The sequence below is a fragment of the Pannonibacter anstelovis genome (genome assembly GCF_036881715.1).
Lineage (GTDB): Bacteria > Pseudomonadota > Alphaproteobacteria > Rhizobiales > Stappiaceae > Pannonibacter > Pannonibacter anstelovis.
Map to the genome: position 1 here is coordinate 131,264 of NZ_JBAKBF010000005.1, position 17,033 is coordinate 148,296.

15 protein-coding genes and 1 tRNA gene are annotated in these 17,033 nt (G+C 57.8%); 5 read left to right on the forward strand and 11 right to left on the reverse strand.

Features of this window, described 5'->3' with window-relative positions:
• Positions 1-30 precede the first annotated feature (30 nt).
• Positions 31-516, reverse strand: coding sequence for a putative pterin-binding protein (locus V6L75_RS09965; protein WP_334251363.1), 486 nt, complete (start codon positions 514-516; stop codon positions 31-33).
• Between the two features lie 292 nt (positions 517-808).
• The gene (locus V6L75_RS09970) at positions 809-1,855 is read right to left on the reverse strand and encodes a GlxA family transcriptional regulator (protein WP_334251364.1); all 1,047 of its coding nucleotides are present in this window, start codon (positions 1,853-1,855) and stop codon (positions 809-811) included.
• Positions 1,856-2,183: 328 nt separating this feature from the next.
• Between V6L75_RS09970 and V6L75_RS09975 the strand changes: the two genes are divergently transcribed.
• Both V6L75_RS09975 and V6L75_RS09980 read left to right on the forward strand, forming a co-directional pair.
• Complete coding sequence (locus V6L75_RS09975; RefSeq protein WP_019962670.1) at positions 2,184-2,996, forward strand: ferredoxin--NADP reductase; 813 nt, start codon at positions 2,184-2,186, stop codon at positions 2,994-2,996.
• Positions 2,997-3,439: 443 nt separating this feature from the next.
• Positions 3,440-4,408, forward strand: coding sequence for a methyltransferase domain-containing protein (locus V6L75_RS09980; RefSeq protein ID WP_334251365.1), 969 nt, complete (start codon positions 3,440-3,442; stop codon positions 4,406-4,408).
• Between the two features lie 118 nt (positions 4,409-4,526).
• Here V6L75_RS09980 and neuC read toward each other — a convergent pair whose 3' ends face one another.
• From neuC to V6L75_RS10025, 9 genes are all read right to left on the reverse strand, one after another.
• A complete protein-coding gene (neuC, locus tag V6L75_RS09985; protein ID WP_334251366.1) occupies positions 4,527-5,651 on the reverse strand; it encodes a UDP-N-acetylglucosamine 2-epimerase in 1,125 nt (374 codons plus the stop codon).
• Positions 5,648-6,685 (reverse strand): N-acetylneuraminate synthase family protein, encoded by a 1,038-nt coding sequence (locus V6L75_RS09990; RefSeq protein WP_334251367.1) that lies wholly within the window; start codon positions 6,683-6,685, stop codon positions 5,648-5,650. The genes neuC and V6L75_RS09990 overlap by 4 nt, the downstream gene beginning before the upstream one ends.
• Before the next feature lie 5 nt (positions 6,686-6,690).
• On the reverse strand, positions 6,691-7,371 hold the full coding sequence (locus V6L75_RS09995) for an acylneuraminate cytidylyltransferase family protein (RefSeq protein ID WP_334251368.1): 681 nt from the start codon (positions 7,369-7,371) through the stop codon (positions 6,691-6,693).
• A gap of 6 nt (positions 7,372-7,377) precedes the next feature.
• The gene (locus V6L75_RS10000) at positions 7,378-9,240 is read right to left on the reverse strand and encodes a tetratricopeptide repeat protein (RefSeq protein ID WP_334251369.1); all 1,863 of its coding nucleotides are present in this window, start codon (positions 9,238-9,240) and stop codon (positions 7,378-7,380) included.
• Positions 9,241-9,392: 152 nt separating this feature from the next.
• Positions 9,393-9,947 carry a methyl-accepting chemotaxis protein gene (locus V6L75_RS10005; RefSeq protein WP_334251370.1) on the reverse strand — a complete coding sequence of 185 codons (555 nt, stop codon included), beginning with the start codon at positions 9,945-9,947 and terminating at the stop codon, positions 9,393-9,395.
• 31 nt (positions 9,948-9,978) lie between these two features.
• Positions 9,979-10,761, reverse strand: coding sequence for a globin-coupled sensor protein (locus V6L75_RS10010; protein WP_334251371.1), 783 nt, complete (start codon positions 10,759-10,761; stop codon positions 9,979-9,981).
• A 566-nt stretch (positions 10,762-11,327) separates the two neighbouring features.
• Positions 11,328-11,402, reverse strand: a tRNA-Val gene (locus tag V6L75_RS10015).
• Positions 11,403-11,473: 71 nt separating this feature from the next.
• The gene (locus tag V6L75_RS10020; protein ID WP_334251372.1) at positions 11,474-12,172 is read right to left on the reverse strand and encodes an HAD-IA family hydrolase; all 699 of its coding nucleotides are present in this window, start codon (positions 12,170-12,172) and stop codon (positions 11,474-11,476) included.
• Between the two features lie 75 nt (positions 12,173-12,247).
• Complete coding sequence (locus V6L75_RS10025) at positions 12,248-14,023, reverse strand: methyl-accepting chemotaxis protein (protein ID WP_334251373.1); 1,776 nt, start codon at positions 14,021-14,023, stop codon at positions 12,248-12,250.
• Positions 14,024-14,269: 246 nt separating this feature from the next.
• On the opposite strand from V6L75_RS10025, the gene rpiA reads away from it, so the two are divergent.
• The 3 genes from rpiA (at position 14,270) to gor (ending at position 16,973) form a co-directional block, all read left to right on the forward strand.
• Positions 14,270-14,962: a ribose-5-phosphate isomerase RpiA gene (gene rpiA, locus V6L75_RS10030; RefSeq protein ID WP_334251374.1), complete on the forward strand. Its 693-nt coding sequence runs from the start codon at positions 14,270-14,272 to the stop codon at positions 14,960-14,962.
• 59 nt (positions 14,963-15,021) lie between these two features.
• A complete protein-coding gene (locus V6L75_RS10035) occupies positions 15,022-15,522 on the forward strand; it encodes a DUF2059 domain-containing protein (protein ID WP_334251375.1) in 501 nt (166 codons plus the stop codon).
• A gap of 74 nt (positions 15,523-15,596) precedes the next feature.
• Complete coding sequence (gene gor / locus V6L75_RS10040) at positions 15,597-16,973, forward strand: glutathione-disulfide reductase (protein WP_334251376.1); 1,377 nt, start codon at positions 15,597-15,599, stop codon at positions 16,971-16,973.
• The last annotated feature ends 60 nt before the right edge of the window (positions 16,974-17,033 follow it).

Genomic DNA, 17,033 nt, shown 5'->3' on the forward strand with positions numbered 1-17,033 from the left:
CAACAGTCACCGGTATGAGGGAGGGGCTTGTCACCTGATTGTAATCTGGCGTATCTGCCAAACGGCGCGCGAGTAGTAGCTTTCCGTCTTGAGCTCAGGCCTGTCACTGAAGGGGAATATCAAGAAGAGGGGCCCTTTATCTGCAACAGGCATGTGCTTACCGTTCTGCCGGGTTGCCAGCAGGCCTTTCGCCTGAACGACGTCATCAAACGGCATCTGGACGAAGTAGCTGTTGAGAGCCATTACCTCGACCATGCCACCTTGAACCCCTGCATGAGCCATCAGCTTGGCAAACGGGACACCTTCAAAAGTTACCTCGCCATCATGCCATGGCGTCACGGTTGTCAGGCTTTCCAGGCCCAGTGCCTCGATTTCCTCCATGGTCATCGAAACGGGACCGGATGGCACATTACCGTCAATCGTGAGAATGGCCGCTCCCGCTGAAGCTGTTGATGCGCCTTGAATAATGGACATGAAGAAAACAACGCTGGCAAAAATAGCAGGAAGGAGGCGCATCGAGACTCTCCGCAATATGAATAAAATTAGAGTAGCCCTTTCCCGTCCAAGACTGGGTAAAGGAAACCGTTAAAATTTTAGGCAGTTATCCTTTTCTGACCCAGCGTCAGATAAGGCGTGCCCAAAGCGAAAACGCGTTTCCGGGGCTGCTGTGCCCCACAATAGGTCAACTCGCTAAGGAAACGGTAAAATCTGGCGCCTGAGGATAAATTGCATGCATGAAACGGGAAATTTACCGCACTAGCCTGCCTGGCTGATGCGGTCCTCACCGTCTCATGTTCGTCATGCGGTATCAGACCGGGACAGCCGCCTGCCGCAGGTGCGTGCGCGCACCGCGCGAAGTGCGGTTGCCGCCCTGATAGGTGTTGCGCTCTTCCGTCGGCGTCACGAGAAAGCGTTCCCGGTAGCATTTGGTGAAATGCGAGGTAGAGGCAAAGCCGCAGGCAATGGCCACATCCAGCACCGCGCGCGAGGTACGGCGCAGAAGGTCCCGGGCCGTCTCAAGGCGCAGTTTCAGATAGTATTGTCCCGGCGTGCAGTTGAAGTGGCGCCGGAACAGCCGTTCCAGCTGGCGGGGTGACAGGTTCACGGTCATTGCCAGCTGCTGGCAGGAGAGGGGGTCCTCGATATGCATGTCCATGATGCGGATGGCTTCGAGGATCTTCGCATTGGAGATGCCTGTGCGCGCCTCGATGTCATGGCGCTGTGCGCTCTCGCCCGACCGCATGTTCTGATACAGGGCAACTTCGGCAACCTCATGTGCCAGCGCTGCCCCGTGGCGGATGGCGATGAGCCGCAGCATCATGTCCAGTGAGGCCATGCCACCGCCGCAGGTGATGCAGTTGCGGTCAATTGCAAAAATATCCGAGGATACATCCACGCCGGGAAACTCCTCGCGGAAGGACCGCAGGTTCTCCCAGTGGAGCGTGCAGCGCCTTCCTTCCAGAAGACCATAGCGCGCCAGCAAATACGCGCCTGTGCAGATGGCACCGAAGGTGCGTCCGCGTGCATTCAGTTTGCGCAGGCGCGTTCCCAGCTCCTTGTCCAGCGGCAGCCGTTCCACATCGATACCGCTGCACAGCAAGGTGATATCGGCATCGTCCAGATCGTGAATGCTATGGTTCACGCTGATTTCGCAGCTATTCGATGCTGCCACCGGCAATCCGTCCAGGGAATAGGTTTTCCAGCGGTAGAAGTCCCGCCCCAGAACCCGGTTGGCAAGGCGTAACGGCTCGACGACAGAGGTAAAGGCAATCATCGAAAAACGGTCGAGGAGCACGAGTGCAATAGTCTGCCCCTCGGTATCTGCCCTATGTGGCTGCGGACCGGAATTGGACATGGAACGCGGCACCCCTAACTCTGGAAGATTATGTATTTTCCGGTATGGAGCGCTATCATTGGTTAGTCTGTCAATGAAAATTTCCGCGCTTCAGCCACTGCGGAAACCGTTTCTGGAATCTGCTGCCGATTAGATTTTTTTTTATGTGGGAGGCATTTTCCAGGGCGCTTGTTGCTTCATATCAAGGCAAGGAAAGTGGTAGGTGATACGCCACAATAGCCTGTGTCTTGCCGGTGAGGGGGCGACTCTCTCTCACGCGCAAGTGCGGGCCGCTCCGATGGACTTGCCGCTGGCGTGATGTGTCGCGGCGTAACATGACTGGACCGCCATGAACGTTCTTGCCAAACCCGCCGACCTGGAAGCTGTCGCAGGCCCGAGCGCCTTCGTGCAGGAAGTGACGGAGGTCAAGCATTACACCGACCGCCTGTTCAAGTTCCGCACCACGCGGCCTGCTGCATTCCGTTTCCGCTCCGGCGAATTCGTGATGATCGGCCTGCTGATCGATGGCAAGCCGCTGTACCGCGCCTATTCGATCGCCAGCCCGTCCTGGGACGAGGAACTGGAGTTCTTCTCCATCAAGGTGCCGGATGGCCCGCTGACCCAGCATCTTCAAAAGATCCAGCCGGGTGACGCACTGCTGCTGAAGAAGAAGCCGACCGGAACGCTGGTCAACGACGCCCTGACGCCAGGCAAGCGCGTTTACATGTTCTCCACCGGCACCGGCATTGCGCCTTTTGCCAGCCTGATCCGTGACCCGGAAACCTACGAGAAGTTCGATCAGGTCATCCTCACCCACACCTGCCGTGAAGTTGCGGAGCTGCGCTATGGCGAGGAACTGGTGGAGGCGACGAAGAACGATCCCCTGATCGGCGAACTCGCCAGCGAAAAGCTGGTGCACTACACCTCTGTCACCCGCGAGGATTTCCCGCGCCAGGGCCGCATCACCGACCTGATCGAGAGCGGCAAGCTCTTCACGGATCTCGGCGTCCCGCCGCTGGACCCGGCCATCGACCGCGGCATGATCTGCGGCTCCATGGAAATGCTGCGCGACACCAAGGCCCTGCTCGAAAAAGCCGGCCTCAACGAAGGCGCCAACAACAAGCCCGGCGAGTTTGTCGTGGAGCGGGCGTTTGTAGGCTGAGGTCAGATCCTGACGAGCTTGGCTCAACGGGACTTGGTCGAATCCTTGCAGCATGGCACGCTTTCAAGGCGTGATGCGTCAGCATTCAGGGCCGCTGTGTGATACTGGGGCCCTGAAGCACGCGATTGTCCGTGCTGGCCGGACCGAAATGTTTGAGCGCGACAGTACGGCAGTTTCTGCCAAGTGAGCCCCGGCTGCGCTTCTTGCTGCTTGCAGGAAATCCTGAGGTTCTCTGGTTGCTTCCGGTTACGGAGCAGGCGCATGCCGCCGTCACATTCAGGCATTAAGTGATGGAGTGACCACGCAGATCAAACTGTGGAAAGGAGATTGAGTGGCGCAGCCAGCGTCTACAAACAGGTTTTTCAGACCCAATAATGGATAATGTGATCTTAAGAACTCTGAATGTAAGGCTAGATCTCATAATGATATTGCGGGATTCTGCCATGCTCTCACCTGAATCTCAAAACGATGGAAGTCTGAGTACGCGGATCTCCATGTTTCCATCTCAGCGGGCAAATTATATCCCTGCTCTCAGATTATTTACCAAGAGCGCCAGCCGTTCGACCTTTCTCGCGAAGTTTTCCCGGTTTGTGAATAAATTCCTTTACAGATTCGGAATTGGTGCGCTGCTCAATCGGTATGACAATTCATTTACACTATATTCTTCCCATTCCGATGCGATGCTCTACCGAAACTATGATGCCGCTGAGATTTTCTGTAATTTTGGCTCAGGGGCCTTTCATCACCGGCGCTGGAAAAACTATGACTATCCCGGCCAGTCCTCTTACTACAAGGCCATTCAAGGAGAGGACGGGGTTGATTTTCACGGGATTGATCTGTGCGCTCCGGGACTGACCGTTCCTGAGGAAAGCGAATCCGTTTCATTGATTTACTGCTCACACACTCTTGAGCATCTGGAAACTGACGGTGCACTTGGATTCCTGAGGGAATGCGCCAGGATACTCAAGAGGGGCGGCGTCATGCGTCTTGCTCTTCCCAACACGACGAATGATTTCCGGATCCTCCGGTTGATGGATTTACAAGAGAATGCTCCTGAGCAATGGAAGGAGGACCTTCTGAAAGATGCAGTCCCGCACATTATTCCTGTGGCGGGCGATGCCCTGAATATTGCTGAAGCAAGCAGGTTGGCGAAGGACGTCAACTTCGAGGCAGCAGAGTTTTACAGGGTATCCGTCGAAAGGGGAGTGGATGTCAGTTTTTCAGGCGCAAACCCCGAAAGGCACATCTCATTCTGGTCATATGAAAGCCTGGTATCGCTTGCCCCGGAACTGGGGTTCCGGTTTGTCATCCCATGCTATCAGGGGTCTTCAGTCGCGGCGCCGTTCCGAAACACCAGCGTCTTCGACACAACAGCCCCGCATTTCAGCTTCTATGTGGAGCTCGTCAAGTGAAACGCTGCCTATTGGTGTTGCCAACGGCGGTGCGGCGCCTGAACGCTTTCAGGGCGTGATGCGTCAACCTCGAAAGTGTCTGAATTAAAGGATAAGCGGCGCGGTTCGAGTGTCTCTTTCACTCTACGCTGTAGAAGTGCTTTTGCAGTGGAACGCTCCAGAAACCATCGGCATCGAGGATCCCGGCGAAACGTGCCGCAGAATTGCCCTGTCCAAAACTTCTGTCAGAGGCAAAGCGCTGACCCCATCTGTTGGTCAGGAAATCCGCTATCGCGTCACGGTCGAAGGCTGAGGCTTCGGTGATGGATGGCGCCACCGACCTGTGGAGTTGCCGGGTTCCGAGATTGAGACTCGGGATGCCAAGGAATGGCGCTTCGCGCACGCCGGCGCTGGAGTTGCCAATGATGGCAGCTGCATTCTTCATCAGCTCGGAAAAATAGGCAAAGCGCATGTTCGGCAGATGCCGGAAGCGCGCCGGATCGAGCTTCTCGATCTCTGCGAAGATATCCTCTGAACCGGGATCGTTGTTTGGGGAAATGACGATGAAGTTGCGGCCGCTTGCCGACAACGTAGCGAACAGGCTCTGCGCCTGTTCGCCGATCGTGTCCCGCTCTGATGTCACCGGATGGAACACGGCAATCCCGTATTCCTTGAAGGGAATTGCGTAATGCTTGCAAACTTCATCGAGCGTGACGCCGGATGGTCCGCCATGGAAGTCAAGTTCCGGAGAACCGATGTTGAAGACCGTCCCCGGCTCTTCTCCCAATGTGAGGACCCTTGCTCTTGCAGCCTCCGAACTGACAAAGTGATAGGTGCAGAGCTTGGTGTTGCAGTGGCGGTAGACCTCATCGATCGTACCTGACACTTCGCCCCCTTCGATATGGGCGCAGCGGATATAGTTTGTGGCGCAGACCAGAGCCCCGGCAAGGGCTTCGATCCGGTCGCCATGCACGATGGTTAGATCCGGCCGGTTTTCGTGAACCCAGTCCGAGAGACCCAGGATTGTCTTGGACAGGATGATGTCCTGCGGGTCGCCTTGACGCTGATTGATGAATTCATGTTTCACCACTCCCGGCAGCCGCTGCACTTCATTGCGGGTGAGGCCGTATTTTTCCAGCATATGCATGCCGGTGACGAAGAAAGTCACCTCGTGGCCGGCATCTCTGGCGGCAATGGCAAGGGGCTCCAGCTTGCCGAAATCAGCTCGGGTGCCAGTCAGAAACAGGAGCCGTCTGGCAGTCATTGGCGAGGCTCCAGATCGCTCCAGCGCAGTTGCTGGTTGCGCTTGACCGCAAGCGTGAGCTTGCGCCCGACAACCTCATCAAACCGCGAGACTGGTATCTCGCCATTGCCCGGACGCCGCGCCCATATATCGGCTTCGGTGATCAGATGGCCCTCCGGCAGATCCCTGTCCGCTACAACGGATCCACGGGCAAAGCGGTAGACATCTTCTTCCGGTGCCGTTCTCTTCTTCTCGTTGTGAAGCGCAATATGGATCTCCCGGGAGCGCTCGATCAGGAAGCGCAGTTCGGACGGGTCCATGGAACAGGAAATATCCGGTCCTTTGCGGTAGCGTGTATCCGTAAAATGCCGCTCCAGAATACAGGCACCCAGTGCCACGGATGCCAGAGCCATCTCCGGGCCGATGCTGTGGTCTGAAAAGCCAACAACAGCCTTGGGAAAGGCTGCCTTCAGGTCCCTCACGCCGCGCAGGGAGACGATCTCGGGCGGGGAGGGGTACAGGTTCGTGCATTCCAGCAGGGCATAGCCAATGCCGGCCTTTTCGAGGATATCGACCGATGGGCGGATACTCTCCAGCGTCTGCATGCCCGTGCTCATGATCACCGGCTTGCCGAAGCTGGCGATATGCCGGATCAGAGGCAGGTGATCGCATTCACCGCTGCCGATCTTGAAGCCGGGCACATCGATCGAGTTCAGGAAATCGGCGGCCGCGCGGGAGAACGGGGTTGATATGTAAATGAGGCCGAGGCTTTCCGTATAGGCCTTCAGCTCTTTCTCTGCCTCCAGCGGCAAGGCGCAGCGGCGCATCACCTCGAAGATGGAGACATCGGCATTGGGCGGAAAGATCTCCCTGGCTTCATCGGTCATCTCGTCTTCGACGATATGGGTCTGGTGCTTGATCATTTCGCAGCCACTCTGGGCTGCGGCACGCACCATGGCCTTGGCAACATCCAGGCTGCCACCGTGATTGATGCCAATCTCGGCAATCACCAGCGGCGGATGGGAGGGGCCGATCTCTCTATGGGCGATTTTCACGTCAGTTATCCCTTCGCCATCAGATCTGCGCAGCGCAGAAAGTCTTCAGCCGTGTCGATGTCCTGAGCCTCATCAGCCTGGACCGGCAATATACGGATCGATTCAGCGGAAAAGTTGCCGTCTGCGATGAACCGCGCAGCATCAAAAACATAAAGAACGCCATTCGGGCGTATCAGGGGAGGCAGGCTCTGGCGGTTCGCGAAACAGAAGTCCGGTGAGACCAGAGGCACAAAACGGTCACCATCGGCGAAGCCCCATTTCAGAACCGCAGAATCCGCAGGCGACACACTCATGACCAAGCTCGCACCGCCCTTTCTGAAAAGATCGATGCCGTTGCGCACGGTCTCGGCCCTTCGCAGCGGCGATGTCGGTTGCAGCAGAACCGCAATGCCTGAGGTCACTCCTGTGCGCGGCAGCAGCTCTTGCAGCACTTCTGCCATCACCGTGCTGTCCTGTGCCAGTGCAGACGGGCGCCGCACGCACTCCACCCCGGGTGGCAGGGGATGAGCGAAGATCTCATCAATATCAGTGCTGATGATAACCCGGCCAATGCCTGCTTCAAGGGCTGCATCCACGCTATGCATGTAAAGCGGTTTGCCCGCCAGAAGCCGGACATTCTTGCCTGGAAGCCCCTTGGACCCGGCTCTTGCTGGAATGATGGCTGTGACCTGAGCCGCAGTTGTCATGGGATCTCACTTCTGAAGGCGCAGCATGCGCGCTTCCGGAGAGAATGTTGATTTCCAGTTCTCCAGCCTTGACACCAGGCCGGGGATCAATTCGGCGACAGCCTGACCCGGGGCAAGTTTTGTGTATGTCGTATCCTTATACCAAGGGCTTTCTTCATTGCCGAAAAGATAGTGGTTGATGTTTTCGCCAAATGTCCAGAATGGAAGTCCATGGCAACCGGCAATATCAGCGACACTTGTGGCCGCAGTAATGATAAGATCGCAGCAATTGGCGAGTGCAGCCGCATCTTCAATATTGTTCATCTGGTCAATGTCACTGAAGGGGACGAGGTTTGCTCCCCGTCCTTGCTGCAAATAGATGATTTCACGCTCAAGATATGTATACTGTAGATTGACGAAGACGATGTCTTTGACCTCCACAATCGGTGCAAAATCCATGACGGAGAGATAGTTCTTTGAACGGGCAGGGGCGAGCCGGCTGGAGCGCCAGGAGACACCGACAACAGGCTTTCTGTCAGCCTCAGGAATTCTACTGTAGAGCTCCCTCGATCGTTCGAGGTTTACCTTGAACACGGGATGCCGGGTCTTCTGGAATGACGGCAGGTCTGGACGGATATGCCGCGGAAGGTCAGCTGAGGAAATCTGAAAATCGTAGTCGTCCGAGGTCGAAGTCAGTCCTGGCGTTTCAAATGTCGGAGTGCGTATGACGGCATCCGGGAAGCTGAGCCTGAAAGGAGCCAGCAGTTTTTGGGGCAGTTCGATGATTACCCTGCCCGCCACGTCCATGATGTCTTGGATCAACATGCCGTAGCGAAGGCAATCGCCAACACCCTGATCATTCCAGACCATGATGGTCTTACCAGTCAGATCCGAGCCATCCCATTCAGGCTTGTTGAATTTCCGGTTGAGGCATGACGAGATATTGGCCCTGAAACGGGCACCGTAATGCTTCCAGCCATTTTGCAGGTCGCCAGCACCAAGATAGGCAAGGGCCAGATTCCATTCGACATTGGGCTGGTCGCCTTTGCTTTTCGCCAGGACCTTCTCCAGAAGCTGGATACCCTCCTGGGGCCTGTCCAGTCTTAGCAAAATGATCGCGAGCGTCACGTCGACGGCCGGTTCGTGAGGGACCGAAGCGGCCGCTTCCGCAAAGGGAAGCGCCTCCAGGGGCTCCCCGAGCGCAAAAAGCACGCGCGCCATCTCGTGCATGAGATCGTGATTGCCGGGGAATCTGCCAACTGCGTCCTGCAGTTCCTCGCGGGCAATCTCGAGCTGCTCGGCGGACATGCGTGAACGGGCACGTTGCAGCCAGATATCCGGATTTTCGGGCGCGAACTGAACCGCCTTGTCGAAGAAATCAACGGCTTCGGCGTGCCGCTTTTGATCCCGCAGCATCACCCCATAATTCCGGTAGGCGTCGCCATAATTCGGGTGGTCGGCTATAATCTGCTTGAAGATCTCTTCTGCCTCTGTCTCCCGGTCCAGTTTGGTCATGGCCACGGCGCGCAGGCTTTGCGCTTCGGCAAGGCCGGGATTCAGTGCTACTGCGCGTTCGGCTGCGGCCAGCACAGCTGCATGGTTTTCTTCATTAAGGTCTGAGAGCGCCCGTGCCAGATTGGCATGATAGGGAGCGCGATCAGGGGCTAGGGAAATTGCCTTGCGGATGAACTCCACGGCCCGCTTGGGAAAGCCCAGCTGCCGGTAGCAGACCCCCAGGAGGTGATTGGCATCCGGAGATGAAGGGTTTTTCTTCAGGACGGTTTTATAGAGCCGCTGCGCTTTCTCGATTTCACCGGCCTGCTGCAGGGCTATTGCCTTGCGCATTGTATCGAGTGTCGTGTTGGCGGCGTTTGCCGGCTTGAAGCTCATTCGTCCATCCGCTGACTTCGGAGAATCACTGCGCAAAGTCTAGCAAGAAAAGCTCTGAAATGGATGAGCTGTCCGTATTCGTATGTGCGGCTAATGTTTGACGCAAACAGGCGGGCCCGCAGGGCCCGCCTTTCGATTCTTGATAAAAATCTTCAGGCCGCCTTGCTGGCCGCAGCTGCAATCTTTTGCAGGTTCTCGAAGAAGGCGCGTACATCATTCCCGATTTGCGCCGAGCAGCTCTTGAGGCCGTCTGCCGCAACCTGGAAATCTGCAGCGGCAGTACCAGTCTGGGCAATGGCGCCAGCCACACGGTCGACGTTGCCGGCCAGAGACTGAGAGCCGGAGGCTGCGCTCTGGATGTTGGACGAAATTTCGCGCGTTGCTGCGCCCTGTTCTTCCACGGCAGCGGCGATGGTCGCCGTCATGTTGTCGACTTCCTTGACTGTGTCGGAAATCGCATTGATCGACTTGACGGCATTCTGGGTTGCCGACTGAATGGCAGAGATCTGCGACGAAATCTCTTCCGTCGCCTTGGATGTCTGGTTCGCCAGCTCCTTCACTTCGGCTGCCACCACCGCAAATCCGCGTCCGGCTTCGCCAGCGCGTGCAGCTTCGATGGTCGCATTGAGCGCAAGCAGGTTGGTCTGCTCGGCGATCGCCTGAATGAGGCTGATGACATCACCGATCTTCTGGGCAGAATCAGACAAGCGTCCAACTTCGGCCGAGGTCCGGTTTGTCTCACCATTCGGCCCGGCGCGCTACATCCGACGCGCCGGTGATCTGGCGCGAGATCTCGGCTATGGAGCTCGATAGCTCCTCTGTCGCGGCCGCGATTGTCTGGATGTTGTTTGTCGTTTGAACAGATGAATGTGCAGCTTCGGAGGCCTCGGCAGTCGCAGATACGGACATGTCCGAGAGGGAGATTGCCTGGCGTGTCACCTTTTCGGCGCTGTTGTCCACCTCCGCCATGGAAGCATCAACCTTGACCTTGAATGTTTCGATGGCACGGCCGATCTCGCGCGCCTGCTCCTGCTGCTGCTCCATCAGGACTTCCTGATAAGTGGAGATCGCGAAGTCGAGGTCGAACAGGACCGCCTTGTTGAGCGCCTGCATGGCCGTCAGTGCCTTGCGCTGGGAGAAGCGGTGCTTCTTGAGGATAATGCTGACCAGCTCGTTCAGGACATACTGGTAGCCAGCGATGTACCACTTCGGTTCCAGTCCGATGCGCACATGCGCGCGGCCGATCCGGTCGATGCTCTCGAAATAATCCCGGTCAAACCGGCCGGAGAATAGCTTGGCCCAGTGTCCGCCCTGGGCCTTCTTGAGCGTATCCTCACGATTGCCGACAAGGGCTGCCATCTTGGGCTGCGACTTTACATGGGAGTAAAATCCGTCAAGCACTCCAGGCAGTGCCCTTTGGACGAAAGGCCAGAGTTCCGTAAGGGTCGACTTCGTCTCCGCGTCAATCCTTGCGAAGCTCAGACGACTCCTCATTTCCTCATCGCTGTGTAGCATGATCATTCCCCGATTTCGTTGCAATCAGGGTAGGCAGAGCCATTGAAGGAAGCGTTAATCCGCGACAGTAAGGGGTGGAGGAGCGCAAATTTTGCAAGCATAAATCAGAGAAAACGCGTTTAATTTATAATGACTTCGCAGAATTACCTAGGGGAATTTGACGTCTGTTTGGTGCTCGCGTTTGCGCCGAAAGTAAGGAGTTTGATAAGTATTGCAGCCGTGGGTTGGCTTTTGCCATTTACGGGCAACCTTCAAGCATTGATCAGAGAAAATGGTGGCGATGCAGGTACGCTCTTGCGAGTTTGACAGGATAGAATGGTTTCTGAACGATGGCCTAAATTTTTCACGCGTTGACGTGACGATGCTTGTGACGGGCAAGATCCGCCGCCACGGTGGTTTGCGTTCGAGCTGTGGTCTGTCCGTCTCTCCCGCGAGGATCTGCGTCAGCGCACCTACGCTATCGTCTATCACCGCTGCCATGCCTTGTGGCTTACGGCGACCAAATTCTACCCCCGGCGGTTCAATTGAACCGGAGCGCTATCCGTAAATTTATGCTAATTCATTGGAAATAATGGTGGGCGATGCAGGGATTGAACCTGCGACCTTTCCGGTGTGAACGGAACGCTCTCCCGCTGAGCTAATCGCCCGCCGCTGTGCAGCGTGGGACGGCTTCTATGATATTCTGCAGACCTGCGCAAGAGGGGCTGAGACAAGAATTTCAGGGTTGTGAACAGCCCTGTGCATGTGGTGTGAGAGGGATACGCAGGGTTTCAATTGCAGCTGCGAGGTCGGCAAACGCGGATATCACCCGGTCAGGTGAAAGATCCGCCACCGGGACACTGGCGTAACCAAAATCGACAGCAATGACGGGGATTTGAGCTGCCCGGGCTGCGGCGATATCGGTCGCTGTATCGCCAATCATTATCGCCTTGCAGGGCTCTCCGCCTGCACGCCGTATGGCTCCAAGCACCGGCAGGGAATCCGGCTTGGGCCTTGGATACGTGTTGCCGCCAACGATGGAGCCGAACAGGCCGGTCAGGGACAGCTCATCGAGTAGCTTACGGGCCAGGTTTTCCGGTTTGTTGGTGCAGATTGCCAGCCGCCAGCCGCTGCTGGCCAGGCTTTGCAAAGTCTCGGGAACGCCTTCATATGTCCGGCTGAATTTGGCGATATTGGCCTCATAGTAGTTCAGGAAATCAGTCCGCATTGCGTCCAGCAGAGCTTGTGCGGGATCGGCACCATGAAAAAGCAGGCCAAGACGGATCAATGCCGCAGCACCATTCCCGGCCTGCGGTCTGGCGAGCTCAAGCGGCACAGGCCCGTATCCGGCACCGGCGAGCGCTGCATTGAGAGCTGCCACCAGGTCTTCCGCCGTATCGGCCAGTGTTCCATCCAGGTCAAATACGAGCGTGGCCAAGCGACGGCCTCCCTGTCATGTGCTGCAGCTGATTCTCTGCCGATTTTGCAACGTGCAGCGCGCAGACGGGTGCTGTCAAAGCTTGTAAGCCGTCCTGAAACCGCCCCAGTGGATACCGCCCACTGTTATGGGGGCATCGACTTCCTGCAACCAAACGACGTTACCATTTCCCATATCACGTGCATATGATTGTACAAGTACAGGTCTGGTGTTGCGTGCCGCGCTCAGGCCCGCCCTGTCGTCAAAAATGCGCTTGTTCCGGCTGTTCGCCGCGTTCCAGGCCGGATCGTCAGGCCGCTGCGGATGTGAGTAGGCTTTATTATGCACCGGCAGATAGCCGTTGCGGTCAATCGCCACACAGAATGTCATGGCAGTATCCTGCGCGAGGATGGCGTCCTGGATCTGCGGCAGGATCTGTTCCAGCTGAGCAAGGGCACGGTTGCTGTACTGCACCGGATTGGTTCCCGGGATGGATCTGTAGTCGGTGTCGAACAAGGCATCACGCGTGAGCCGGCCGCTCTCGATGAGTTTGTGCATTGCTTCGCTGATGCGGGCAGCTCCTTCCTGAGCCCGCCGGACGGCTGTGGCATTCTTCGCCTGAATGCCGTGGATGAGCTTGTCGAGGGCCGCACCCGTCATGTCGTCCATTCGGGAAAACTGGCAGTGCAGGCCATTGTCACTTCTGTTGACGATCCGCAGATCAATCTGGCCAACACCATCAAGGGAAAGACGGGCACTGGCGGCAGCTGCAATATGCGAACCATTGCTTGGCTTGAGCAGGACGCCGGCATGGGAAATGTCGCGCGCTTCGACGGCTGCAGTCTGTCCTGCCAGGGAAATTGTGCCATTGATCCGGCAGGGGAGGCGATCCTCGACCCGCCGGTCGCCGGCCGGGCTCTGACGCAGCATCATCGTGAAGCGCGGCCCGAGCGCTGAAACCGAGGCCGCCATCTTGCCCACGGCGCCGTGAACACTGGCTCCGCTTTCCTCGGCGCGGGAGACGGAATTGTTGATGGTGCTGATGCGCTGGCCAACCTCGTCGATGAAGGCTGCCGTCTGGTTTGCCCTCTGACTGATGTCAGAAGTGGTCGCAACCTGTTCGCGGATCGCGTTCTCAACTTCGGCAAAACTTGGACGCAGTTCGGCAACGGCATCAATGATGCGGCTGACCGACGTGGTGCTCAGATCCGCCGAAGCTTGAAGCCGTTCGATCTTGCTGACGATTTCTTCCGTGGCTTTCTGTGTCTCCACCGAAAGCGCCTTCACTTCACTGGCAACAACTGCAAATCCACGCCCGGCGTCTCCGGCGCGGGCTGCCTCGATAGTGGCATTCAGCGCCAGAAGGTTGGTTTGCTTGGCGATGCCTGAAATCAGCCGGACAACATTGGCGATATCCGAGATCGCTGCCGTCAGTTCCAGAACCCCGGAATTGGCCTCGGTCGCGGCGCCAGTGGCGTCCTGCGCCAGCTTGCCCGAGCGTTCGACGAGTGCACCAATCTGCCCGCTGGATCCCGCCAGTTCTTCGATGGAAGCAGCAAGTTCCGACATTGTGCCAGTGGCGTTACCTGCTTCCGATTGGAGATCCAGCGCATCGGCACGTATCGTCTTCAGCGTATCCTGCTGCGAAGAAAGGAGGTTTCGAAGGTCGTCCGTTTCTGATGAGACCTGTGCCGTTGCTCTGCGCAGGTCCGTTTCTATCATGTCGATTGCGTTACCAATCCGGCGAGTGGCGTCATCCGGTTGTTCTTGTGTATCGGCCGGCGCAACGACTTGCGTCTTCAGCCCGAATTCATCTTCTCCCTCAGCCTTGAGAGACTTTGAAAAGAGCGGGGACCTGAAGTGCGGGCGCATTTTATTGTCCTGAGCATGCCGAATATCGAACGTTCGCAACGTCAGCTGAACGGCAGGTTAATTTTCGGCACCCTTTCGCAACTATTCTCCCCCGCCGAAGCCACACCTAAGAGACTTCGGCTTTGCCCTGGACATGCCGGCATGCTAATCACGCGCACAACATGCGGCTTCGGCCGGGGGCGCCGTCAGGGATGCCTCTTCCTGCCGCCGCCCATGGGTCTTTCAACGATTGCCGGAAGGGACAGGATGAGCGACGAGTTCAAGCGCCAGGCCGCCGAGCGGGCTATGGACGAAATCCGTGATGGCATGAAGGTCGGCATTGGCACCGGTTCGACTGCCGAGCATTTTGTCCGCGCTCTTGGTCAGGCCGTCCGTGCCGGGCTCAAGGTGACCGGTGTTCCAACGTCCGAACGCACGGCTGCGCTTGCCCGCGAGGAGGGCATTCCGCTCTCCACTCTGGAAGACATGCCTGTGCTTGACGTGACCGTGGACGGCGCAGACGAGATCGATCCGGACATGGCTCTCATCAAGGGTGGCGGTGGCGCGCTGCTGCGGGAGAAAATCGTCGCGGCTGCCTCCGGCAAGATGGTCGTTATCGCGGACAGTGGCAAACTTGTGCAGCGTCTGGGCAGGTTCCCGCTGCCTATCGAAGTCGTACCCTTTGGCCTTGGCGCCACCCGTATTGCAGTACGCGCTGTTCTCGATAGTCATGGACTGACTGGCGAAGTCTCGCTGCGTGGCGGTGAGGACCATCCTTTTGTCACAGATGGTGGTCACTACATCCTGGATACCTCGCTGGGAGCCATTCCGGATGCTGCAAAATTGGCCGCTGACCTGAACCTCATACCCGGTGTCGTCGAGACGGGCCTGTTCATCGGGCTGGCGGCCAAGGCTTATGTGGCCGGACCACAGGGTGTGGACGTTATAACGAAAGATTGAAGCTCTGGCCGCGGCACCTGCCGCAGCCGGGCAAAGACAATGCACGCTGGAGTTTGCAAATGAATCTGAAAGCCCTCTTTTCCGCAGGGGTCGTGGTTGCCGGTCTTGCCTTTGCACCGGCCGCCATGGCGCAGGACTTGACCGAAAGCCATCTTGCTGCCGCACGCCGTGCCGTGCTTGCTACGGACGCTCTGTCTGCGTTTGATGCCATCATTCCCGAGCTTGCCGAGCGGACCACAGGAATTTTCATTCAGGCCGACCCGTCTCTGACCGGTGTGCTCGATGAAGTGGTGACCGGGGTTGCTCTCAAGATGACCGATGAGCGCCCCGAGCTGAACAAGATGGTCTTTGAAGTCTGGGCCCGCCGCCTGACCGAAGAAGAGCTGACCGAGATTGCGAACTTCTATGAGAGCCCGACGGGTAAGAAGCTGACCCAGCTGTCGCCGGAAATCAGCGCGCTGTCGATTGGCGCTGCGCGTCAGTGGCAGGACAAGCTGTCTCAGGAAATGGTGGTGCAGGTGCGCGCCGAACTGGAAAAGCGTGGCCTGATCAAGCAGTAAGCGGTTTCCGTTTACCCAGCGGCCCCGGAGACGGGGCCGTTTGTTTTTGGATGTGACCTGAAGGATCTCACAGGATGAGCGAGTTCAACTACGATCTGTTCGTCATCGGCGGCGGCTCCGGCGGTGTGCGGGCTGCACGGATTGCTGCCACCCACGGTGCGCGCGTCGCAATTGCCGAGGAATACAGGTACGGCGGAACGTGTGTCATCCGGGGCTGCGTGCCGAAGAAGCTTTTTGTCTATGCCTCCAAGTTCTCCGAGGAGTTTGAGGACGCGGAAGGCTTCGGCTGGACGGTTGGCGAGCGCAGCTTCTCCTGGCAGACCCTGCTGGAGGCCAAGGACAAGGAAATTGCGCGGCTGGAAGGGATCTACCGCCGCAACCTCGACCGGACCGGCGTGGAGCTGTTTGACAGCCGTGCCGTCATCGAGGGGCCCAACAGTGTGCGGCTGCTCTCGACGGGGCAGGTCGTCACAGCGCGTTACATCCTGATCGCAACGGGCGGAACGCCGAATGTCGATCCCTCGCTGCCGGGCTGCGAGCATGTGATCACCTCCAACGAGGCCTTCCATCTGTCCGAAATGCCGAGGCAGGTGATTGTCGCCGGTGGCGGTTACATCGCCGTGGAATTCGCCGGCATCTTCAACGGCCTTGGCGCCGAGACGACATTGATCTACCGCGGCGAGGAAATCCTGCGCGGCTTTGACAATGATCTGCGCAAGGCCGTGCATGAAGAGATGGAGAAGAAGGGCATCAAGATCATTTGCGGCGACACGTTCTCCGCAATCGAGAAGGGGGCAGACGGCAAGCTGACGGGTCACACCAAGGGCGGCAAGGCGCTGCCTGCCGACCAGATCCTCTTTGCCATCGGCCGCCGCCCGAATATTGCAGGCCTCGGCCTCGAGAAGGCCGGTGTGGAAGTGGGGGAGGACGGTGCCATCCGGGTGGATGAAACGTCCCGCACCTCCGTTCCTTCGATCTACGCCGTGGGCGACGTCACCAACCGGGCCAATCTCACGCCGGTGGCCATCCGCGAAGGCCATGCCTTTGCCGATACCATCTTCGGCGGCAAGCCCTGGACGGTGGATCACAGCCTCATCGCAACGGCCGTCTTCTCCCAGCCGGAACTTGGAACGGTTGGCCTTACTCAAGAGGAAGCGCTGAAGCGCACGCCGAACCTCGACATCTACAAGACCAGCTTCCGTCCCATGAAGCACACCCTCTCGGGTCGGGACGAGAAGATGGTGATGAAGCTGATCGTCGATGCGGATACGGACAAGGTGCTGGGCATCCATATTCTGGGGCCCGATGCTGGTGAACTGGCACAGGTGCTCGGAATTACGCTGCAGATGGGGGCAACCAAGGCCGACTTTGACCGGACGGTCGCAGTGCATCCGACTGCCGCAGAGGAACTTGTGACCATGCGTGAGCCTACGGAACGCCTGCGCGGCTGAAGCTGGATCCTGCAGCCTCACGCAGACCGAATATGCCTGCACCCGATAAGGCTGGCTCAT

What these genes read in the sequence shown, in the direction of transcription:
- V6L75_RS10035 (WP_334251375.1), top strand. Translation starts at nt 15,022, where the DNA reads ATGAATCTGAAAGCCCTCTTTTCCGCAGGGGTCGTGGTTGCCGGTCTT.
- V6L75_RS09975 (WP_019962670.1), top strand. Translation starts at nt 2,184, where the DNA reads ATGAACGTTCTTGCCAAACCCGCCGACCTGGAAGCTGTCGCAGGCCCG.
- V6L75_RS09980 (WP_334251365.1), top strand. Translation starts at nt 3,440, where the DNA reads ATGCTCTCACCTGAATCTCAAAACGATGGAAGTCTGAGTACGCGGATC.
- gor (WP_334251376.1), top strand. Translation starts at nt 15,597, where the DNA reads ATGAGCGAGTTCAACTACGATCTGTTCGTCATCGGCGGCGGCTCCGGC.
- V6L75_RS10025 (WP_334251373.1), bottom strand. Translation starts at nt 14,023, where the DNA reads ATGCGCCCGCACTTCAGGTCCCCGCTCTTTTCAAAGTCTCTCAAGGCT.
- V6L75_RS09970 (WP_334251364.1), bottom strand. Translation starts at nt 1,855, where the DNA reads ATGTCCAATTCCGGTCCGCAGCCACATAGGGCAGATACCGAGGGGCAG.
- rpiA (WP_334251374.1), top strand. Translation starts at nt 14,270, where the DNA reads ATGAGCGACGAGTTCAAGCGCCAGGCCGCCGAGCGGGCTATGGACGAA.
- V6L75_RS10000 (WP_334251369.1), bottom strand. Translation starts at nt 9,240, where the DNA reads ATGAGCTTCAAGCCGGCAAACGCCGCCAACACGACACTCGATACAATG.
- V6L75_RS09965 (WP_334251363.1), bottom strand. Translation starts at nt 516, where the DNA reads ATGCGCCTCCTTCCTGCTATTTTTGCCAGCGTTGTTTTCTTCATGTCC.
- neuC (WP_334251366.1), bottom strand. Translation starts at nt 5,651, where the DNA reads ATGACTGCCAGACGGCTCCTGTTTCTGACTGGCACCCGAGCTGATTTC.
- V6L75_RS09995 (WP_334251368.1), bottom strand. Translation starts at nt 7,371, where the DNA reads ATGACAACTGCGGCTCAGGTCACAGCCATCATTCCAGCAAGAGCCGGG.
- V6L75_RS10010 (WP_334251371.1), bottom strand. Translation starts at nt 10,761, where the DNA reads ATGATCATGCTACACAGCGATGAGGAAATGAGGAGTCGTCTGAGCTTC.